The following is a 20,470-nucleotide window of genomic DNA, read 5'->3' on the forward strand; positions in this document are numbered from 1 at the left end:
GGCCGCACCCGGCCTCGCGTCTACGCCCCCACGTCAGGAGCCTCACATGCGCGAGATCGTCGACCAGCTGACCGCCTGGCACGACGACGACATCCCCTTCGCTCTGGCCACCGTGGTACGGACCTTCTCGAGCGCGCCACGGTCCGCGGGCGCGGCGATGGCGGTCTCGGACCGGGGCGATGTCGTCGGCAGCATCTCCGGCGGTTGTGTCGAGGCCGCCGTCGTCGAGGCGGCCGAAGAAGTGTTGCGCACCGGCACGCCGCTGCACCGACGCTTCGGCGTCTCCGACGACGACGCCTTCGCCATCGGACTGACCTGCGGCGGAACCATCGATGTGTTCATCGAGCGATGCTCACCCGAGTTGGGCGCATACCTGAACGTGCTGCGCACCTCGATAGCCGCTCACGCACCGGCAGCGCTGGCGACCGTGATCGTCGGGAGCGTAGCGCTGGGGCGACACCTGTTGCTGACCGATGACATGTTCTCGGGAAGCCTCGGATCCGAGGACCTGGACCGTGCCGTGCGCAGTCATCTCGTGGGTGCTGTCCGCAGCGGTACGGATGCGGTCGTCCGGTTCGGCGGCCACGCCCCGGACTGCCATGACGAGGTGACGCTGTTCGTGCGCACCTTCGCGTCACCTCCGCGCATGATCGTCTTCGGCGCCGTCGATTTCGCGCGTCCGCTCATCCAGATCGGAAAGATCCTCGGCTATTCGGTGACCCTGTGCGACGCGCGCCCCACGTTCGCGACACGCGCCCGCTTTCCCGAGGCCGACGACCTCGTCATCGACTGGCCACACCGCTACCTCGACTCGGTAGTCGTGGACGAGCGCACCGTTGTGTGCGTTCTGACCCACGACCCCAAATTCGACATCCCGCTGCTGGAAACGGCGCTGCGGCTTCCCGTCGCCTACATCGGTGCGATGGGCTCGCGCCGCACGACCGGTCGGCGTGAGGCCGAACTGCGCCGCCGTGGACTGACCGAGATCGAACTCGAACGCCTGCACGCACCGATCGGCCTCGACATCGGAGGCCGGACACCCGCGGAAACCGCGATCTCGATCGCGGCGGAGATCATCAGCGTGCGAGAAGGCCGCTCCGGCCGACACCTGAGAGCAGGCTCGACAGCAATACACAGCCACCACGCTCCTCACGAGCCTGCACCGCCGTTCACTGCCGCAGTGTGACCGCCGAACCTCGCAGTAGTCGGCACACCGTCACACCTCCTTCGCGGGGTCGGCGAACAGAATTTCAGAAAAATAATACGAGATCGTACATTTATTGCTAATCTGTAACCAGGGGATGATCAAGGGTCCGAGGATGGCGCGGCGTCGCCGACGCGGCGCCCGTGAAGGCTCGTGGCCGGAAGGGTGTCGAGCTGTCGGGCAGCCGGCGACGACCGAGGCTCGACGGGTCGTCGACGCCGTGGCAGCCAGGATGCCGCGGTCGGGTTGTCGACGACCGGACAAGGGCGCGTCACGCGGCTGTCGGTCGATGTACGGAACCCGCGTCACGTCCCTACTGATCAGTTGGCACCGAAGGGTGTGCAACCGATGCGAAACCGCTGGAACCGGTGGCGGTAAGTCGCTGTGCGGCAGGCCGGATCGCGAAAGGAAGAGATCTCATGACCGATTGGCTCGGCGACTACTACGCGTGCGCCGACTCGCTTCAGTTGGACAACTATGTCGAACGGCACAGCCTCGATGCCAGCGTCGTGTTCGGCAACAGTCCGCCCGCGAACGGGCGGGAGGAGATCGCGGCGGCGGTCGGTGGACTGTTCGCCATCCTGTCGGGAATGCGCCATGAACGTCGAGAAGCCTGGCTCGTCGACGACGGCAACACCGCCCTGGTGGAGGCGATCGTGCACTACACGACCACGGGAGGTTCCACGATCGCGCTGCCGGGCTTCTCGGTGCTGCAACGCGTTCCAGAGACCGGACTGATCCGGTCGCTGCGCGTCTACGTCGACATGGCACCGCTGTTCTCCGCTCTCGACTGACCCTCGGGGGTCAGTGTTCGGCGCCGAGCTTGGGCGACGTACGTCCCTGCGGCACTCGCGTAAGCGCGAGAACCGGCGTCCGTACCGGTCACCGGATTCCGGCCTTGACGTGAGCCACGCCACTGTCTATGTTCTATATGGGGGACAAAATGTCTCGCATAAGAGACATTTAGGCGGTGACTTCGGCTTGGACGTGGTGCCGCTCGACTTTCATTTCTCACCAGCACGACATGTCTGAGATGTCAGACGAGGAGGAATCGGTGTCTACCGTGGCCATCCCCACTCGCCCCGCGAACGCGGGCTCCCGACGCATGGACCTCGTGGCCGGGACGGGGGTGCGGGCATGACCGCGACCTTCAACCCCGACGAGGAACTGCGCCGACTCGAGGACGATCCGGCAGCCGGGACCGCGGAGGTCTACCGTGGGCTGCTGTCGCAATGCCCCGTCTCCAAGGTGGAGGTCCCGAATTCGACTGTCTCCTACTGGGGGGCCTTCGCCTACGATGAGCTGATCTCGGTGATGCGGAACTTCCGCGTCATGAGCAGCACGGTCGCGGCCGACGAGAACGGATTCCCCGCGATCGTGCCGCTGTTCGCGGACCCGCCGACGCACTCGGGTTACCGCAAACTGCTCAACCCGAACTTCCCGCCCGAGGTCGTGGGCCGCCTTGCCGAAACCATCCGAACGATGGCACAGCAGATGGTCGAGGAACTGGTCGAACTGGGCGAAGTCGACTTCGCCCAGACCTTCGCCACGCAGTTCCCGACCAGGGTGCTGTGCCTGTTTCTCGGAGTACCCGACGAGGACTGGCCGGTCCATCACCGGTTCAACCTGGCGGTCGACGTCGCCACCGGCACCGGACTCAACCTGCCCACCGAGGGCCTGCCGGCCGAGATCTTCGCCGATATCACGCCCTACATCCAGCGTGTCATCGAAGACCATCGCGCGAATCCTCGCCAGGACATCGTGAGCAGCTTCATCGACGGCCGGATCGGGGACAGGGCGCTCGAGGAGTTCGAAATCGTACAGCTGATCATCGCGATGATGCTGGCCGGACACGCCACCACCACCGCGGCGTTGAACAACGCGGTGCTGCGGCTCGCGCAGGACCAAGAGCTGCAGAGCTACCTGCGGTCGAATCCCGAGCGCATCGCCGACGCGATCGAGGAGTCGCTGCGCATCGACACACCGCAGCAGGCGCTGACCCGAAAGTGTCTGGCCGATACCGAGATCGGCGGTGTCACCATCCCCGCAGGCGATTTCGTGCTGACCAACTACGGCTCGGCCAACGTCGACCCGAAACATTGGAGCGACCCGGAGAAGTTCGACATCGATCGAGCGGGTAAAGGGCACCTGGCCTTCGGCCACGGCCTGCATCAGTGCCTGGGCCAGCATCTGGCGCGGTTGGACATGCGGATCGCCGTCGAGGAACTGCTGGCGCGCACGTCATCGATCACTCTCGCCGGGCCGGTGAAACGGCGCACCTACCCGGTCCTGGCACCGACGAGCATGCCGGTCCGACTCCACGCACGGGATCTGTGACCGGAATGACCACGATGGAGTCATCAATGGAACGGCTCTCCCGAGTCGGGGTGGAACTGACGTTGCGAGTGGCGCAGCGCCGACAAGAGGCCGACGGCGTGGTCTCGTTGACCCTGCAGGCCCTCGACACGGAGTCGCTACCGGGCTGGGATGCCGGCTCTCACATCGATGTCGTCGTCGGGGACGGAACCACCCGGCAGTATTCGCTGTGCGGAGACCCGACCAGGCACGACAGCTGGCGCATCGCCGTGCTGCGCGAAGAATCGGGTCGTGGTGGTTCGCGATGGGTGCACGACACGGTGCGGGAAGGGGACAGTCTGCGGGTTCGCGGACCCCGCAACCATTTTCGCCTCGAACCAGCACCGCGATATCTGTTCATCGGCGGAGGCATCGGCGTGACGCCACTGCTGCCTATGATCGCCGCAGCCGAGGCGGCGGGCGCCGAATGGCGCCTCGCCTATGGTGGCAGGAGTTCTTCGAGCATGGCATTCCTGACGGAATTGGAGTGCTTCGGCGAGCGAGTCGTCTTCTATCCACACAACGAGACCGGGAAACTCGATCTCGATCGCCTCTTGGCTACTCCGTCGCGGGACACGCTGGTCTACTGCTGCGGACCGGAGGCACTGCTCGAGGCGGTCGAGCAGAAGACCGGGCATTGGCCCGCCGGTTCGCTGCACGTCGAGCGCTTCAGCGCCCGCAGCGACACCGCGGTCGCGGTGGAAAGCGATCATGCGTTCGAAGTGGAGTTGTCGCGCAGCGGCACGGTGGTGCAGGTCCCGGCCGACCGCACGGTGCTGTCGGTGCTCGAGGAGGTGGACGCAGACGTCGTCAGCTCCTGCGCCGAAGGCACCTGCGGTAGCTGCGAGACGATCGTGCTCGCCGGTCGACCCGACCATCGCGACTCCGTGCTCACCGACGCCGAACGTGCTGCGGGCGATCGGATGATGGTGTGCGTGTCCCGGTGCCTGGGGTCGAGGCTCGTACTCGACCTCTAGGCAAGCACCAGAAAACGATGGGTGTGGCCGCTGTATCGCGGCCACACCTGTCAGCATCTGCCACACTCGTCCAGCGCCGAAACGCGCCAGGCCGACAGACACCTTTCGCTGTGACGAGTCTCCCCTGCTGCGTTCTGTCGATCGGTGTGACGGGCTACTCGCGCGTGTGGTCTGTCGACCGCGGGACCCGGTTGTCTGGGCTCACGAGGCTTGGTGCACCGCGTCGGTGGACGCGGAGACCAGACCGCCGCTCCTGGCGGTGACGGTGTTCGCTGTCGCTCGAAGCAACGGGCCCACTTCGTGCACCTTGGTTGCATCGAGGTCGCTGGCAAAGGCCAGGGTGCCGAGCGCGAGCGAGGGTCGGCCGGTGCGATCGAAGACCGGACTCGCCACGGCGCCCTGGGACAGGTCGAACTGCTGGACGCTGGTGCTGTAGCCCTGATCACGGACCACCGCGAACACCTTGTCGAGCTCGGCGACGTCGGTGACCGTCTGCTCGGTGAACTGCTCGATCGTTCGGGTTCGGGTCATCGCAAGGAAATCCGCGAACGGTCGGTGAGCGTAGAACGCCTGCATCAGCGCAGGCGCCGAGAAGGGAAAGCGGTCACCGACATCGACGGTGACGCGAATGCCGCGTCCCGGATCGGACACGGCCACCACGGAATACTCGCCGGAGCTTTCCTGACGTGCGGCGAACACGACGTAGCCGAGTTGACGGCTCAAGCTGTCGATCTCCTCCTGTGCGACGGCGACAGTCGTTTCGACGCTACCGATCGAGGTTGCCAGCGAGAGCAGCGATGGGCCCAGGGTGCAGCCGCTGCGTGGCCCCAGGTTGTTCACCCATCCCGAGCGCTGGAGGGTAGCCAGGATGTTGTAACAGGTCGACCGGTTCAGACCCAGCTCGCCGGCCAGCGCACCCGGTGACACCGCGCGCGGGGAGGCGGCGGCGAGCGCCTCGAGGATACGGATCGCCGCGCTGACGGCGGGAACTTCGTTCGTCAAGGACTACGACCCTTTCGTTTCGGCCCGGCAGGAGGGCCTTCAAGCCACAAGGTTGCACCGCTGTCCAACCTGCGGCTGCAATTGTCTCGCTGACAGGACGTAATCGCAACTCTGTCCTCTCCGTGCGACGAGATGTTCGCAGGCGAGTTCAGTGCGCGTCGGCTCCTTCCAGGATTATCCGGACGACGCCGGGAACATCGACCCGCGCCCGCTCGCGCAAGCGACCGAGATCGGCGCCGAAGAAGGCGTGCATATAGAGGGGGTGCAGCGCCATCTCGACGAAACGTTCCGCGGTGGCAGTGACCTGGGCGGTCACCTGTTGCGGGCCGCCCGCGAGCGCTTCGGCGACGCAGCGAACGCATTCGCCGAAGCCGATACGAAAGCCATCCTGCGCCACATCGGGGAATTCATCCGCGTTGGCCGCGGTCAGCCGCATCAGGGCGATGCTGTCGGGGGTGAGGGTCGCGTCTGCCACCGCGATTCCTGTGGCGACCACTCGATCGAGAACACTGCCGTCGGAGGAGATCGCAGCGATCTGTGCCGTCAAGGCGACAACGCTGCGTCGCACCACCGCGGAGAAGAGGTCCCTCTTGGTCGGGAAGCGAGAGTACAGGGTGGTCTTGCTTGTGCGTGCGGACTCGGCCACCAGATCGAAGGTCGTTCGGCCGTAACCCTGCTCGTAGAAGATCGCCGTCGCGGCATCCAGAATGCGGGTCTCCTTCTGGCCGGCCTCGTCGGCGCGCGGACGTCCGCGACGTGGCCCGCGAACAGGGCTCGACGCGTCGTGATTGCGATCCTCCACTGCCGGACCTCTCTCTCGTATCGAACTATCGGGCTATCGGGCTATCGGGCTATCGGGCTATCGGGCTATCGGGCTATCGGGCTATCGGGTGGTCGTACCCGATGCGCGGACGTTCGCCACCACGTCGGTGGACGATCGGTGCACCGACGCCGAGAGCGACCCTCTCGACGGTACGACATCGTCTTGTTCCGCCCGGTAGCACCTCGTCGGTGCGCCGCCGACATTCCGGACGACGCCACAGGACTCCTCCGCGGCAGCGCGGATCGACGAGGTGAAGATCGTGCGGCTCCTCGGTCTGTCGCATTGCCCCGTTTTTCCGTAACGGTGCTGCCGCGATCACCTTGACGCCCGCGAACCGCCTCCGTATCGTCCTCTATACGATACGTTTCATCCTATAGAGTGGACAGTATATGAAGATCGCATCATCGTTCACAGTCCCCGCCGCAGCCGATAAAGTCCTCACTCTCTTCCTGGATCCGGCGACGATGCAGGCGTGCGTCCCCGGCTGTGAGGAGCTGACCCAGAGCGACGAAACCCACTATCAGGGTGTTCTGGTGAACGAAGTGGCGCATGTGAAGTTCCGGGCGCGCTTCAACGCCGAGATCACCTCAACCACGGCCTCGGCGGACACCTCCGAGCCTGCTGTGGTGAGAGCGGTGGTGCGCGGTGAGGACCGTCGGCTGGGCAGCACGATGAAGGTCACCGCGACCTTGACGATCACTCCGCTGTCCTCGGGCGCCGAAGCCGACCGTTGCGAGGTGGCCTACGAATTCGAACTCGCCATTCTCGGCAAGCTGGGCCGACTCGGTGAAGCCGTCATTCGGCGACGCGCCACGGAGGTGGAAAAGCAGTTCGCCGAGGCACTGACCGCCGTATCCACCGGGCAGCCGGTTCCCGTGCCCGAATCCCGGAAACCGGCGATGGTTCGGGCGTTGACAGGACACTCGACGCCCGATGCGGCGCAGCAGGGCGAAACGTTGTCGGCGCTTACGACGGCGGGCGCCACGGCGCCGCGCGTCGTCGAGACACGTTCCAGGGACCAATGGCTCGTCCTGGTGCTCGCCGTGGCCGCGGCGTTCGCCTACGGTGTGATCTTCGGCGGCCGCAGGAGCGTGCGGCCGTGACCCGCGTCCATCATCCTCGATCCCTCGAGGAAGCCACCGCCCTGGTCGCGCAACTCGATGAGGCGATCGTCTACGGCGGTGGCACCGCGATCCAGATCCTGCTCAAGCAGGGCCTGATCAGCGCACCCGACTACGTCGACCTGCTGCACGTGCCGGGGTTGAGCGAACTCACCCACGTCGGCGAGCGGGTGCGGATCGGGGCCATGGTGCGGTTGCGGGAAGTGGAACGCGATCCGCACGTGCGCCGCGCCCTGCCGCTGGCCGCCGAGACCTACGGCCACGTGGCCAACCCGAGGGTACGCAACACCGCCAGCGCCGGCGGCAATATCGCGCACGGTGACTACCGCCTCGATCCGCCGGCCGCGCTGATGGCCTTGGACGCCGTCGTGGAGATCGCCTCGACACACGGCGTGCGTGAGGTGTCGATCCGGGAGTTCTTCACCGACTTCCAGCAGACGGCGGTGCAGCACGACGAGTTGGTCACCGCCATCCTGGTTCCTCGTCCTGCCGTCGGCACGGTCGGCGCCTTCACCAAGATGCGCAGCCTGAGCCAGAACGACTGGCCCTGCGCCTCGGCCGCAGTACTCATGGTCCCCGAAGACGATTTCGTCGACGTCAGGATCGGACTGGGCGCCGTCGCCCCCACCACCGTCTACGTAGCCTTCGACCTCACATCGGACATGAATGCTCGGCAGGCCGTCGATGTCGCGATCGAGATCGCGGACTCGGTCATGGAGCCCCTGCCCGATGTCCGTGGAAGCGCGAACTACAAGGCTCGCATGGGACGTGTGGCCGTGGAGGAATCCATCCGTCGATGCCTCGAGGAGCTCGATCGTGACTGACCTGATACCGGCGCCGACCGACACCGCACTATCGAGGACGTCCGACTCGACCGCGGTGCACCCGACCGGTGTCGGAGATCGACGCAAACGGTTCGACGCGTTGGGGCGCGTGCGCGGAACGATTCGCTATACCGGGGACGAAGCCGTCGCCGCGGGCACCGCGTTCGTGGCCGTGCATCGCAGCACCGTGCCCCACGCCCGAATCGTCTCGGTCGACACAGCGGCGGCACGCGACCTCGACGGTGTCTTCGCCGTCTATACCGGACGCGATCTGCACGACATCTTCGGCGATCGCCTCTACACCGGGCCCGCGTTCGCCGATCAGCCCTGTCTGGCCGTGGACAAGACACGTTTCGTCGGCGAAGCCGTGGCCGCGGTCCTGGCCCGGGACCCGGCCACGGCGCAGGCCGCGGCCGTCGAGATCGTGGTCGAGTACGACGACCTCGAGCCGGTCTTCGACATCGAGGCGGCGCTGAACAACACCGCCTTCGTCCACGACGAACTGCGACCGAGTTCGGTCTTCGCCGACCTGGCGCACTTGCGCGGAGTTCAGGGAACCAATGTCGCCTACGAGTACCTGCAGCGCAGCGGCGACGCCGAGGGCGAACACAACCGCGCCGCGGCGACTGCGCGCGTGCGGACTTGGGCGCCGCCGACCCATCACGTCCCGATCGAACTCCCGTCGACGACCGCCTGGGTCGACAGCGGGCGACTCGAGATGTTGTCCACCACCCAGACCCCCTCCTACGTCCGGCAGACGGTCTCGGACCTGCTCGGCATCGAACTGTCGCGCGTGCGGATCATGACGCGGCCACTGGGCGGCAGCTTCGGCTGCAAAATGTATGACCGGCTCGAACCACTGGCCGCGGCACTGGCCTGGGTGAGCGGCCGCCGAGTGCGCCTGAACGCCACCCGTGAAGAAGCGTTCCTGCTCACCACCCGTCACGGGGCCGAGGTCATCGGCTCGATGTCGGCCGACGCCCAGGGCAACATCGTCGCGGTCAGCGCCGATGTCCGCTACGACACCGGAGCGTTCGCCGACGTCGGCCCCCGCATCGCGGCCAAGTCCGGGCTCGTCGCCGCAGGACCGTACCGGGTCGGCGCGGTCGATGTCCGGTCACGGTGCATCTACACCAACAAGGTCTCGGCCGGACCCTTCCGAGGATTCGGGGTACCGCAGGTCACCTGGTTCCACGAGAGCGCCGTCGACGAACTCGCTCGATCTCTGGGACGCGACCCGTACCGCTACCGTCGCGAGCACCTGTTGCGAGAGGGCGATATCGCCGCGGTCGGCACGCCGATGCACAGCGCGGACTTCCTGTCCTGTCTGGACGCGGTCACCGCCGCGATCGACTGGGACCAGCCCTGCCCGGACGGTGACGGCCGCTGGGTCCACGGCAAGGGTGTCGCGGTCGGGATGAAAGCCGTGCTGACACCCACGATCGCCAACGCGACCCTGAACTTCAACCAGGACGGGTCGGCCACGCTGCTCATCAGCACCGTGGACATGGGCCAGGGCAGCGACACGATCATGTCCCAGATCGTCGGGGAAGTGCTGCGCATCGACAGTCACCGTGTCCACGTCGTGCGCGCCGACACCGACGCCACGCCCTACGACACCATCACCGCGGGAAGCCGCTCGACCTATCACACCGGCAACGCGGTGCGACTGGTCGCGGAGTCGATGCGCGCCACACTCTGCGGGTTCGCCGCCGACCAGCTCGATGTACCGGTCACCGAGCTGGTCCTCGACGCCCGAGGCGTGCATCACGACCGCACCGGGAACACCATCGCGCTTTCCGATCTCGTGCGAGCGAAGTACGGGGCCCGGGGCGCGACGGTCACCACGGCGGAGAACTTCACCAGCACCTGGGTGCCCTACGACCACGACACCGGACTCTCGGAGAAGGTGACCGAACACTGGTTCGCCGGCGCCGCCGCCGTGCGCATCGCGGTGGACACCTACACCGGACGAATCCGCACCGACCACCTCGCGATCGCAGGCGACGTCGGACGGGCCATCAACCCCACCTTGGTGGAACAACAGCTGACCGGCGCCGCGCTGATGGGTCTCGGACACACCTTGTTCGACGAACTGGTCTTCGACCAAGGGCAATTCGTCAACGCGACATTGCTGGACTACCAACTGCCCTCGATCAAGGACATGCCCACCAAGCTGACACCGATCATCATCGAGGACCCGCACAGAGACGGCCCGTTCGGCGCCAAAGGCGTCGGCGAAACCACGATCCTGCCCATCGCCCCGGCCTACGCCAACGCCGTGCGCGACGCCTGCGGCATCCGCATCACCACCCTTCCGCTGACCGGCGAACGAGTGCTCGCCCACCTCGATCAGCGAAAGGCCAAGGGATGAACCACATCACCCTTCGCGTCAACGGCACCACACACCGGGTCGGCGTCGCCGAGGACACCCTGCTACTGGACGCGCTGCGCGACGACGTCGGCGTCACCTCCGCACGCGAAGGCTGCGGTGTCGGAGTTTGCGGAGCATGCACGGTGCTCTGCGGCGGACGCAGCGTCTCCGCGTGCCTGGCCGTGGCCACCCGATACGACGACACCGACATCACCACCGCGGACGGGCTCGATGAAAACGACCCCGTCGTGTCGTCATTCGTCGACAGCAACGCGATGCAATGCGGTTACTGCATACCGGGTTTCGTGATGATGACCAAGGAACTGCTGTCGGAGAACCCCGCACCCAGCGACGACGAGATCACCGCGCATCTGGAAGGCAACATCTGCCGATGCGCCACCTATCCCGAAATACTCGAGGCCGTTCGGCTGGCCGCGACCAGGAGCAACACATGACCATCCAACGCCCATGGGGGACACTGAACTTTCTCGACGAAGGGGCGGGCAGGCCGGTGGTGCTACTGCACCCCCTCGCCGCCGCGAGCGCACTGTGGCGACGACTGATCGATGACTTCTCGCCGTACCGCCGGGTCCTGGCACCCGACGCCCGCGGACACGGCCGCTCGACGTGGGACGGTGAACAGTTCTCGGTCATCGACCTGGCCGCGGACATCGAGGCACTGATCGAAAACCTCGACGCAGGCCCGGCCGACGTCGTTGGCCTGTCGATGGGCGGCTGCACAGCGGTAGCATTCGCCATCCGTCGACCGGATCTCGTGCACAACCTCGTCCTGGCCGACACAACCGCAGACTACGGGCCCCACAAGGCCGACGCCTGGGGCGAACGCGCCGAGAAAGCCGTGAGTGTCCCGCGGGACCGCCAACTGAGCTTTCAGCTGGAACGGTGGTTCTCCACCGACTTCCGCAACGGCGACCCGGAGGAGGTCGCGCGAATCTGTGAGATCTTCCTACGCACCGATTCCGCCGCGCATGCCGCGGCCTGCCGTGCACTGGGCGACTACGACGACAGCCGCAGGCTCAACGAGATTCGCGCTCGCACCCTCATCCTGGTCGGTGACGAGGATTACGCCACTCCGCCGAGCATGGCTCGAGCCCTGCACTCGGGGATAGTCGATTCCCGACTTGAAATCCTGCCGCATACAAGGCATTTGAGCCTCGTGGAAAACGCGGCCGCGCGCAAGCTGGTGCATGAGCACCTCGAGGGTTGACCGCCGGGCACAGAACACGTCCTCACGCCGGCGGCGGGCGGCGCGCCGAGTCCGCCGAGCAAGTCCCAAGCACTTGTCGGGGCGACCGACGTGCCGAAACTACGCGCCAGGCTATGCAATGCCGACGCCGACGCCGCCAGATGCTCGGCGTCTTCTCTGGTCGTCCCCTTCGACCGCGCCATGACCAAGCCGTCGGCGGCGAGCACGACAGCGTGTTCGGAGCCTGCGAGGCGATCGGCCAGGTCCGATGGCAGCCAATCCGGGTTGCTCGGTCTCGGTCGTCGTATCCGCGTAGTCAATCGGTGGGGCTCCCGGTGGCTGGTTGCGTTCGTACGCAGGAAGTCCCGTGCCACCGGATCGGCGTGCGCGCTCGGCGCTGCGGTTCGACAAAAGCCATCAGGTGAATCCGAAACGAGTGCATCGCCTCTGGCGTGAAAAGGGTTGCAAGGGCGCGGGCATCATCCGCGTGAGCGCGCCGGTGTCTCGTCGATGGCGCGGATCGATGTCGACGCGCCGAAGATGTTGCGAGCGTTGGATCTGGGCTACCCGACTCCGGCCGAGTACGCCGCAGCCTGCGCCCACAACCATCACCCCGTGGGATCAATATTGAATCTGGACAACCATCATGGATTGTATTCCGAGGCCTCGTCATCAGGAATGGTCAGGCCTCGCCCGGTGTAGTGCTTGGCGATGGCAACGACCAGCCGCAGGTTCGCACGGATGAAGGCATTCTTCGCACGCGTGCCCGCACGTGCGATCAAAGGTAGGTCTCTACGGGTTGGAGTGTCCATGGATCGGCCGCGTCCAGCTGCCTGCTCAATTTTGTGGGCGGCGTAGAGCCCGACCTCGATCCGGATCGAGAGGTCGACCTCCTCATCGGCAGTGAGCAGGGCGACCTTGCCGATTTGTTCGAGGTAGTCGCGGACTGAGTCGACTGATGCAGCCAACTGATCCGGGTGCCGTGTCAGCTTCGCCTCATCGTCTCTGTACGCGGCGTTTCCGGCTTCGGTATCCGCGCTGTACAATTCGTCGTCGACGGTATCGTTCGTCGTCTGATCATCGATCACACTCTGCGCCGCCACCTGTCTGTCCCTTCGCGACGATCCTGTGGCATCGCGTCGGGCAGGCGCGAAGAGGCCAAGCATTACCCATGTACTGGCGGGAAAGTTACATACGACCGCGACCGGACCCCACGGATCGGTCCACATGACCTGACCCCGTTGGTTCGGTCCGGGTGGACCAAGCCGCAGGGTCGCGTCATGCCCGACAGGTGTGGATCGCTGCTGATGCCGATTCGCTGGCTGTGCAACCAAGAGTCGCCGTGCCGGCGCCGGAAGGTCTGCGATACTGCGGTGTCGGCGACAATCCTGAGCAATCCGCAAGACGGCACGTCGACTGGTGCGGACGCGCGAAGACTCAGAGCGTTTTATTTATCGCCGGATGAAACTCCAGCGGCATCTCGTCGACCGAGAGAACTGGAAAGCTGCGGCGAATCACGTCACCCGCAACCGAGAAGGAAGACGTCCGAGCAAGCAACTCCTCGAGCGTAAGTCGCATGTTCATGCGAGCGAAGTGCTGACCGAGACATGCATGCAGCCCGAACCCGAACGACAGGTGGCCCTTGTCTTCTCGGTCGAGATCAAACCGTCCCGGGTCGGGAAACTTCCTCGGGTCAACGTTCGCGGACCCGTAACTCGTCAGCACATACTCACCCGCCGCGATAGCCTGCCCGCCGATGACAGTGTCCTTGATGCACTTGCGACTCAGCGCCTGCTGAGGTGTGTCGAGGCGCAAACTCTCTTCGAGGGCGTCGGGGATGCGGTGTGGCTCGGCGCGCAGCCGATCCTGGAGGTCCTGATCGAGCGCCAGCCGCAGCACTGTGTTGGACAGGGCCGCGGTGGTGGTGCCATGGCCGGCCAGCATCATGGCGATTATGAGCTTGCTGATCTCCATATCCGTGAGCGAGCGATCTTTGACGTGTCCCGAGATGAAGCTGCTGACGATATCCTCCCGAGGGTTCGCGCGGTGGTCGTCGATGACCTTCTGGACGTAAGGCAGAACCTTGAACATGGCATCGACGAACGACTGCTCATCGTCCTGGCCGCTGACCGCAAAGCCGACCTGCTCGCCAGTGGCCATCACGAACTCGTGGTGGACAGGCCAGTCCTCATCCGGAACGCCGAGGAAGCGGCAAAGTACCCGGGTGGGGAATGGATAGGTGTATTCCTTGGCAAAATCGGCTTTGCCCCTGCCGATCAAATCGGTGATCATCTCGACGGCGATTGCCCGGTTGCCGACCTCGAGGCGACCGACAACCTCGGGAGGAAAGTTCGGGTTGAGCAACTTCCGGTAGCCGGTATGCAGGGGTGGGTCAGCGAACAAGGGGAAAATCGCCGGCGTGGCACCGTCGGCCTCTGTCGCCACCGTGCTGCTCAGCGACTTGAAGTCGCGAAGGGCCGCCTGGAGTTCAGAGTGCCCGAGCGCTCCCCACCAGTTGACCTCGGATCCATCGATCGCCACCCGACTCACGGGGCAACTACCCAGGGCGGCCGCGTAAGCATCGGCAGTGGTTGCTTTGGGATCTCCCTTCAGAGGCCGCAGCGCCTCGGTTACATCTAAATGAGCATTCATGTCAGAGCCTCCATCATCAAGAGTCCACGAAAGTGACCGGAGTGCCAACCCAAAGGGCCGCAAATCGTCCCGCCTGTCAGACATATTGTCCTGCATACGTGACAATAGGCAGGTCGTCCGCAGCCGTCAAGCGCCTGATGCCACAGCTCTGCCAACCGACATCGCCTTGACCGCGGGACAGAAGTCGCTGAGACCGTCAGGCCTCAACCCGATCGAGTCCGGCCAGGCAAACCTGGGCGGCAGGCAGACACAACGGGCGCACGGCCCGCCGACGTCCACTACGGACTCGCCGCGAACAAAGCCACCGGCCGACCCGAGGTCCCGCACCGGGTCCGCACACGCCACCCCACCGATTCGCCACCACCACAGCGCCGAAGATCCTCACTCTCCCCGACACCGTCTGGATCAACCAGCCAGCCGAGGACAACACCCAGGAACCGACACGACCGCAGCCCGAACGCACCCATCGGTCTCATCCGGCCAGTGCCGCGTCCCGAAAGTTTGATGCTGAAACCCTGCGGTCGGGGTGGCGGGTTGATCATCGGCCGGTGACCGGCGATGCCGATATGGCGACGAGTTGTACCGCCATTGAGCGGCAGCACGTTTCGATCACAGAGTACAGATGCCATTCAGGAAAACGAATCGAGGTACGAGGCCCCTTTCCGCTGCTATCAGTCCGGGCTTGCCTACTTCGAATCCATCTCGACAGACCCACCCAGATGGATCCCCTCCTCCCACCTATGTCCCCCGGACTCATGTGTACTGAGCTGAGGTCACAGGTTTCGCCGCAGGCCGACCGCGTCGCCGACGCCGATGCCGCGCCGCGACCGTGTCAAACGATCTCGACTTTGCTTGCGAGCCAATGTCCGTCGACGCGCTTCATGGTGATGAGCATGCGGCTGCGGTCGATCCTCGCCTGCGGGATGGTCGTGTTGGTGATCTCGGCGTCGACGAACAGCATGGCGACCACGGTGTCGGTCGAGGCCGATTGGAGGCCGCTGCTGGTGACACGTCCTTTGCTTACTGATTGGGCTTGTACGAGTAGGGGTTTGAGCTGGGCTGCGGACTGGGCGGAGAGTTGTTCGAACTCGCCGGTGGCCCCGGCTCGGATGGTGGCGAGGTCTTGGTCGATCCGGCCCGCGTCGATGCTGGTGAGCGCGACGGCGTATTGCTGGGCCGCGGCGAGTGCCTCCGCCGATGCTCGATCGAGGTCCGATTGCTGTTTCGCGTGCCATCCTAGGATTGCCGCTGTCATCGTGGTCGCGGCCAGCGCGACCGCGAGAATCGTGGTGGCGACCCGGCCGCGCGACGATGGCTCGGACTCGCCTGTGTCGTCGAAATAGGTAGGCGTATCGGCGAGTTCGTGGGGAGTGTCCGAGAGGTTCGTCGTCATCGGCTTGCTCACTTGGTCGGCACCTGCAACGGAGGATGGGCACCGCCGAAGGGTGTGGGGATGGTCAGGGGTCCGGTCGGGGTCGGGTCCGCTGTGGTGAGTGGGTCGGCGCCGGGTGGCAGGATGGGGACGTTCCAGCCTGGTGGTCGGGGGGCGTTGCGCGCTCCGCGCTGTAGCAGCGTGGGGTCGGGGTTCGCGCAGTCGGTGTAGAGGTAGGGTTCGGGGTAGTTCGGGAGGGTTCCGGGGCGGCGTGGGACGTCGTAGTCGCATTGGTAGCGGGGATAGATGTTGGCCATAGCCCAGACTCCGCCGTCGTGGAAGGCCGAGGCGATGGCATCGAGTGCCGATCCCGCGCGCTGGGTCGGGAAGAAGAACTCCTGGAATGCGGGCACCCGCAGGTAGGTCATCTGTCCGACGGTGACGAGGTTGCCGAGCAGTTGGACCATGGTGGGTGAGTTCTGGGCGATGATGGCGTCGATGGTGGTCAAAGTTTCGGGGGCGCGAGCAAGGAGTTGTTCGTACCCACCGGTCATGCGCGCGATTCCGCTCAGTGTGGTGGACAGGTCGGCGCCGATGTCGCGTAGTCCCGGCCCAGCCGCACCGAGGGTGTTCAACACGACTTTGCTGTTGCGCAGCAGGCTGACCGTTTGGGGCAACACGGTGTCGAGGGTGGAGACCAGGAACAGGCCGCCGTCGATGATGCTCGCGAGTTTGTCCGGTCCCGAGGCGCTGACGCCCAGTTCGTCCATCACTGCTCGTAGTTGTCGCGGATCGACCTGTGCGAGTGTGGCGCTGAGCGATTCGAGCATGCTGGAGAGGGGCACGGGGCTGGAAGTGCGCTCAGCAGTCACCACCGATCCGTCGCTCAGGTACGGACCGAGGTCGTTGTCGGGATCGAAATCGAGGAATTGTTCGCCTGCCGCGGACAACGCAGCGGTGCGGACGGCGCCGTTGGCAGGGATCTTGAATCTCGTGTCGATCGCGGCTGTCGCGATCACCTTCTTCCCGGTCACCTCGACCGAGGCGACGCGTCCGATCTTGACACCGTGCAGGGTGACGTCCTGACCGGGTAGCAGGCCACCGGATTGGTCGAGCTCGACTCGGACTCGGTACTGCCGCGTCAGCGGGTTGTAGTCGAGGGTTCCGACCGTCAGGTAGCCGGCGGCCAGCACCAGGATCAGTGCCAGCCCGAATAATGAGGCAGCCGTTCGATGCCTGCCGAGCCGCTGCCCGCCGCCGAGCAGTGCCCGTGCCGGTCGCTCCCACACTGTCCGGTTCATCGCGGTGTTCCGTTCAGTCGTCCGTTCAGTCGTCCGAGCATGTATTGCAGGGAGCCGACGAATGCGGTCCAGTCGGTGGTGTCGGGCAGTCGAGCGCCGGGTTGGCCCGGGAATCCGGGGTCGGGGACCGCTCCGACGGCCAGTTTCACCACATCGACGCCGACATGGGCCGAGGATGCGCTGGTGACCTTGATGACGGTCGCGAGGATGCTGTTGAGGGCGGTGAGGTCGGCCTCCGGGTTGGTGGCGGCATCGTTGAGCCCCTTGGACAGCAGGTCGATGTCCTCGCTCATGCTGCCGTTGTTGGTGCCCTGGATGGAGGGGAATCTCGCCAGTTGCTCGGTGATGGTGTTGATGCGGCCGACGAGATCGATGAGGCCGTCGGTGTTGTCGCCGAGGACTTCCATGGCGGGTCCGGCGGCCCCGACCGCGGCGGAAATCGAGGACTGTTGGGCCGCTACGGTATCGCTGAGATCGGCTGCGACGGTGAGCACTTCGTTGATATGGCCGGTGCGGGAGGCTAGGTTCGCGAGCAGTTGTCGGGTCTGCTGGATCAGGTTCGCCAGGCGTTCACCGCGGCCGTCGGCGTATTCGCCGAGCGCGGTGACCACGTGGGTGAGGTTCTCGATGGCGCCGCCGCTGACCAGCAACGAGGCTCGGCTGAGCACCTCCTCGATGGTCGCCGCCGCCGAGGTGTCACCGACCGGAATGGTGGCGCCGTCGTGGAGAGTGTCGCCGCCGGGGACAGGGGTTTTCGGCGGGTCGACCGCGACGAAGACGTCCCCCATCGGGGTGGCCGAGCGCAGTTGGGCGGTGGTGCCGACCGGGAGGGTGACCTCTTCGCGGATGCGCATGGTGACGACCGCGGTGTAGTCACGTGCGGTCATGGATTCGACCTGGCCGATATCCGCGCCGTTCAGCTTGACCTTGGCTTTCATCGGGAGGTTCAGGGCGTTGGTGAACGTGGCGGTCAACGCGTAGGAGCCGGAGCCGAGTCCGGGGGCGGGCAGCGGTAATCGGTCCAGACTCACCGAGCAACCGGCTGCCGCGACGCCGAGCGCGGCCAGAATCGCGGTGAGCGCGGCGCGGCCAGGCTTGTTCATTTCGCCGCCGCCAGCGCTTGCAGGATCGCGGTGATGCCGAAGTCGGGGCCCATATCGCGCATGGTTCCGGTGTTGCAGCCGAGGCTGGTCAGGTCGAGGAGGTTGCAGATCTCCTTGACCATCTGCCCGTCCAGGAGGAATCGGTTGATGTCGACGTGCGCGCGCAGTGCTCCGATGTTCTGGTCTATCGCGTTGTAGGTGTTGTCGACGACCAGTGGGAAGACATCGAGGAATTCGGCGACGTTGTTGTTGTAGTCGGCGACGGAGGTGAAGATGGTGTTCGAGTTGGTGGTGAGGTTCGCGATGGTGTCCTGATTCTTTTGCATCAGTTCGGTGACCGTGACCAGAATTCGGTTGAGGGTGGCGCCGGTGGTGCCCGAGCCGAGGTTCTGGTCGGCGAGCAGGTCGCTGAGTTGGTGGATGCCGGAGCCGAACTCGCGCAGTGTGTGGTCGTTGCGGGCGGCGAGTTCGGTCAGTGCGTCGAGGTTGGTGATCACCCGGGTCAGTGCGTCGCGGGTGGCGGCGCCGTTGTCGCCACCGAGTCGCATCGCTCGCGACAGTTCGCCGAGCGCGGCGCGCATCTGGTCGCCGTTGCCGGTGGTGGTCGCCGTGCCCAGATCGAGCAGGTCGGCGACCGGGCCGTTGCCCGCGCCGTCTCCGCCGAGGGCTGTGGTGAGTTTCTGCACCATCTCCAGGAGGCTGTCGAACTCGATGGGTGTGTTCGTGCGATCCGGGCCGAGGACGGCGTTTCTGGGCAGTTGCGGCCCTTCCCGGTAGGCGGGGGTGAGTTCCACGTGTCGATCGGTGAGCACCGAGTCCGAGATCGTCACCGCGCGCACGTCCGCGGGCAGCCTGATGTCACCGTCGACTCTGAGTGTCAGTTCGACACCGGAGCCGCGCGGTTGGATATCGGTGACCTCACCGACGCGTATGCCCAATACCGAGACCGCGTTACCCGCGTAGACACCGTTGGCGTTGTCGAAGGTCGCGGTGATCACGGTGTCGTGCGACATCAGGTCGAGACCGCTCGAGCATCCGGCGAGGCCGGCGCCCAGGACGATTACCGCAGCCAATTTCAGAAGGGGGACAACAGTTTTCATTGGCAGTCCTTCTGGTAGGGAGCTTTGCCTACCTCGACGGCGCGTTTGCTCAGCGCGCACATGAACGAGTCGATGAACGCGCCGTCCGGCGCGTTGGCCGACAGTTCCATGCCGGTGCCGGTGGCGTTGGCGAACAGGCGCCAAGGGACCGGGAGAATCTGGAGGATATTGCGCAGCAAGGCGTCGTTGGCGGCGATCATGGAGGTCATGGCGCCGAGGTCGTCGAGCAGGGTCTGCATCTGCGCACGGTCGTCGACGACGACGGGTTCGAGTTGATGGACGAGTGTGGTGGTCGCGGCCAGTAGGCGGCGCAGGGCGTCCTGGCGGGCGTTGATCTCCTGGAGCACCGTGCGTCCTCGGCTCACCAACGAGGCCAGGTCGGCTTGTTGGTCGCGGATGACGGTGGTGACCTGTTCGGTGCTGGTCAGCAGCGTGCCGATCTGATCGCGGCGCTGGGCTATCACCGACGACAGTGCCTGAACGTCGCGCAGGACTTCGGGGACCAGGGGTGGTAGTCCGCGCAGTTGCTCGGACAAGGTGGTCATCGACGTTGCGATCTGCTCGGCGTCGACGGCGGCGAAGGTCTTGGTCGCGTCCTGCAGCGCGGTTTGCAGGTCGTAGGGGACATCGGTCTGTGTCAAGGGAATAATGTTGTCGTGCAATCGACCTGCACCGTCGGAGCGGAGTTCGACGTAGCGTGATCCCAGCAGTGTGGTGAGTTTGATCGAGGCGTGGGTGTCGGCGCCCAGTGGGGTGTCGCGATCGAGTTTCATCGTCACGACCACGCGGTCGCCCGCGAGCCTGGTGTCGGTGACGATGCCGACAGGGATGCCGACATAGGTGACCGCGTCCCCCGCGGAAATGCCCGCGGCTTGGGCGAACTGGGCCCGATAGGTGGCTTTCCCGAGATGCAGCGAATTGACGAACACGGTGATCAGCAGAACGGTCACGAGAACGACGACCGAGGCCATTCCCACTCGGAGTGGATCGAGCGCACCGGTCCGTTCATCGGTGAAACTCTTCCGCAATCGGTTCGGTGTCGGCGATTTCATCGT

At 65.4% G+C, this 20,470-nt stretch carries 18 protein-coding genes and 1 pseudogene; 9 read left to right on the top strand and 10 right to left on the bottom strand.

The features are described from left to right. Positions 1-46 precede the first annotated feature (46 nt). The 4 genes from IT779_RS08580 (at position 47) to IT779_RS08595 (ending at position 4,536) form a co-directional block, all read left to right on the top strand. On the top strand, positions 47-1,186 hold the full coding sequence (locus IT779_RS08580; protein WP_196148685.1) for an XdhC family protein: 1,140 nt from the start codon (positions 47-49) through the stop codon (positions 1,184-1,186). Between the two features lie 437 nt (positions 1,187-1,623). Beyond that, the gene (locus IT779_RS08585; protein ID WP_196148686.1) at positions 1,624-1,998 is read left to right on the top strand and encodes a nuclear transport factor 2 family protein; all 375 of its coding nucleotides are present in this window, start codon (positions 1,624-1,626) and stop codon (positions 1,996-1,998) included. Positions 1,999-2,341: 343 nt separating this feature from the next. Beyond that, positions 2,342-3,541, top strand: a complete 1,200-nt coding sequence (locus IT779_RS08590) for a cytochrome P450 (protein WP_196148687.1) — start codon at positions 2,342-2,344, stop codon at positions 3,539-3,541. Positions 3,542-3,567: 26 nt separating this feature from the next. Next, positions 3,568-4,536, top strand: a complete 969-nt coding sequence (locus tag IT779_RS08595) for a PDR/VanB family oxidoreductase (protein WP_196148688.1) — start codon at positions 3,568-3,570, stop codon at positions 4,534-4,536. Between the two features lie 201 nt (positions 4,537-4,737). On the opposite strand, the gene IT779_RS08600 is transcribed toward IT779_RS08595, so the two are convergent. Next, positions 4,738-5,538 carry an IclR family transcriptional regulator gene (locus IT779_RS08600; protein ID WP_196148689.1) on the bottom strand — a complete coding sequence of 267 codons (801 nt, stop codon included), beginning with the start codon at positions 5,536-5,538 and terminating at the stop codon, positions 4,738-4,740. Between the two features lie 148 nt (positions 5,539-5,686). Next, a complete protein-coding gene (locus tag IT779_RS08605) occupies positions 5,687-6,340 on the bottom strand; it encodes a TetR/AcrR family transcriptional regulator (RefSeq protein WP_196148690.1) in 654 nt (217 codons plus the stop codon). A 410-nt stretch (positions 6,341-6,750) separates the two neighbouring features. Between IT779_RS08605 and IT779_RS08610 the strand changes: the two genes are divergently transcribed. From IT779_RS08610 to IT779_RS37575, 5 genes are read left to right on the top strand one after another with little or no spacing between them, the layout of a single operon-like run. Further along, positions 6,751-7,464 (top strand): CoxG family protein, encoded by a 714-nt coding sequence (locus IT779_RS08610; RefSeq protein WP_196148691.1) that lies wholly within the window; start codon positions 6,751-6,753, stop codon positions 7,462-7,464. Continuing rightward, positions 7,461-8,306 carry an FAD binding domain-containing protein gene (locus IT779_RS08615; protein WP_198428332.1) on the top strand — a complete coding sequence of 282 codons (846 nt, stop codon included), beginning with the start codon at positions 7,461-7,463 and terminating at the stop codon, positions 8,304-8,306. Before IT779_RS08610 ends, IT779_RS08615 begins: the two co-directional genes overlap by 4 nt. Then, positions 8,299-10,680, top strand: coding sequence for a xanthine dehydrogenase family protein molybdopterin-binding subunit (locus tag IT779_RS08620; RefSeq protein ID WP_198428333.1), 2,382 nt, complete (start codon positions 8,299-8,301; stop codon positions 10,678-10,680). The genes IT779_RS08615 and IT779_RS08620 overlap by 8 nt, the downstream gene beginning before the upstream one ends. Further along, on the top strand, positions 10,677-11,135 hold the full coding sequence (locus IT779_RS08625; RefSeq protein ID WP_196148693.1) for a (2Fe-2S)-binding protein: 459 nt from the start codon (positions 10,677-10,679) through the stop codon (positions 11,133-11,135). Before IT779_RS08620 ends, IT779_RS08625 begins: the two co-directional genes overlap by 4 nt. Next, a complete protein-coding gene (locus IT779_RS37575; protein WP_196148694.1) occupies positions 11,132-11,908 on the top strand; it encodes an alpha/beta fold hydrolase in 777 nt (258 codons plus the stop codon). Before IT779_RS08625 ends, IT779_RS37575 begins: the two co-directional genes overlap by 4 nt. Positions 11,909-12,015: 107 nt before the next feature. Here the strand turns inward: IT779_RS37575 and IT779_RS37580 are convergent. The 8 genes and pseudogenes from IT779_RS37580 to IT779_RS08670 form a co-directional block, all read right to left on the bottom strand. Beyond that, positions 12,016-12,261: pseudogene (locus IT779_RS37580) on the bottom strand (roadblock/LC7 domain-containing protein); the annotation flags it as partial. A gap of 270 nt (positions 12,262-12,531) precedes the next feature. Further along, positions 12,532-12,990 carry a sigma-70 factor domain-containing protein gene (locus IT779_RS08640; RefSeq protein ID WP_332838724.1) on the bottom strand — a complete coding sequence of 153 codons (459 nt, stop codon included), beginning with the start codon at positions 12,988-12,990 and terminating at the stop codon, positions 12,532-12,534. A gap of 334 nt (positions 12,991-13,324) precedes the next feature. Further along, the gene (locus tag IT779_RS08645; protein ID WP_196148696.1) at positions 13,325-14,539 is read right to left on the bottom strand and encodes a cytochrome P450; all 1,215 of its coding nucleotides are present in this window, start codon (positions 14,537-14,539) and stop codon (positions 13,325-13,327) included. An 832-nt stretch (positions 14,540-15,371) separates the two neighbouring features. Further along, positions 15,372-15,932, bottom strand: a complete 561-nt coding sequence (locus IT779_RS08650; protein WP_232541572.1) for an Mce protein — start codon at positions 15,930-15,932, stop codon at positions 15,372-15,374. Positions 15,933-15,940: 8 nt separating this feature from the next. Next, entirely contained in the window at positions 15,941-17,212 is a 1,272-nt protein-coding gene (locus tag IT779_RS08655) for an MlaD family protein (RefSeq protein ID WP_196148697.1), read from the bottom strand. Continuing rightward, the gene (locus IT779_RS08660) at positions 17,209-18,315 is read right to left on the bottom strand and encodes an MCE family protein (protein WP_196148698.1); all 1,107 of its coding nucleotides are present in this window, start codon (positions 18,313-18,315) and stop codon (positions 17,209-17,211) included. Before IT779_RS08660 ends, IT779_RS08655 begins: the two co-directional genes overlap by 4 nt. Continuing rightward, positions 18,312-19,415, bottom strand: coding sequence for an MCE family protein (locus tag IT779_RS08665; RefSeq protein ID WP_196148699.1), 1,104 nt, complete (start codon positions 19,413-19,415; stop codon positions 18,312-18,314). Before IT779_RS08665 ends, IT779_RS08660 begins: the two co-directional genes overlap by 4 nt. Further along, on the bottom strand, positions 19,412-20,467 hold the full coding sequence (locus tag IT779_RS08670; protein ID WP_196148700.1) for an MCE family protein: 1,056 nt from the start codon (positions 20,465-20,467) through the stop codon (positions 19,412-19,414). The genes IT779_RS08665 and IT779_RS08670 overlap by 4 nt, the downstream gene beginning before the upstream one ends. Positions 20,468-20,470 lie beyond the last annotated feature (3 nt).

Source organism: Nocardia bovistercoris (genome assembly GCF_015674855.1).
In the GTDB taxonomy this organism is placed as follows: domain Bacteria; phylum Actinomycetota; class Actinomycetes; order Mycobacteriales; family Mycobacteriaceae; genus Nocardia; species Nocardia bovistercoris.

Excerpts from the sequence above, each read along its gene's own strand:
- IT779_RS08625 (WP_196148693.1), top strand. The coding sequence starts at position 10,677 with ATGAACCACATCACCCTTCGCGTCAACGGCACCACACACCGGGTCGGC.
- IT779_RS08665 (WP_196148699.1), bottom strand. The coding sequence starts at position 19,415 with ATGAAAACTGTTGTCCCCCTTCTGAAATTGGCTGCGGTAATCGTCCTG.
- IT779_RS08645 (WP_196148696.1), bottom strand. The coding sequence starts at position 14,539 with ATGAATGCTCATTTAGATGTAACCGAGGCGCTGCGGCCTCTGAAGGGA.
- IT779_RS08660 (WP_196148698.1), bottom strand. The coding sequence starts at position 18,315 with ATGAACAAGCCTGGCCGCGCCGCGCTCACCGCGATTCTGGCCGCGCTC.
- IT779_RS08595 (WP_196148688.1), top strand. The coding sequence starts at position 3,568 with ATGGAACGGCTCTCCCGAGTCGGGGTGGAACTGACGTTGCGAGTGGCG.
- IT779_RS08590 (WP_196148687.1), top strand. The coding sequence starts at position 2,342 with ATGACCGCGACCTTCAACCCCGACGAGGAACTGCGCCGACTCGAGGAC.
- IT779_RS08610 (WP_196148691.1), top strand. The coding sequence starts at position 6,751 with ATGAAGATCGCATCATCGTTCACAGTCCCCGCCGCAGCCGATAAAGTC.
- IT779_RS08580 (WP_196148685.1), top strand. The coding sequence starts at position 47 with ATGCGCGAGATCGTCGACCAGCTGACCGCCTGGCACGACGACGACATC.
- IT779_RS08670 (WP_196148700.1), bottom strand. The coding sequence starts at position 20,467 with ATGAAATCGCCGACACCGAACCGATTGCGGAAGAGTTTCACCGATGAA.
- IT779_RS08585 (WP_196148686.1), top strand. The coding sequence starts at position 1,624 with ATGACCGATTGGCTCGGCGACTACTACGCGTGCGCCGACTCGCTTCAG.
- IT779_RS08655 (WP_196148697.1), bottom strand. The coding sequence starts at position 17,212 with ATGAACCGGACAGTGTGGGAGCGACCGGCACGGGCACTGCTCGGCGGC.
- IT779_RS37575 (WP_196148694.1), top strand. The coding sequence starts at position 11,132 with ATGACCATCCAACGCCCATGGGGGACACTGAACTTTCTCGACGAAGGG.
- IT779_RS08650 (WP_232541572.1), bottom strand. The coding sequence starts at position 15,932 with ATGACGACGAACCTCTCGGACACTCCCCACGAACTCGCCGATACGCCT.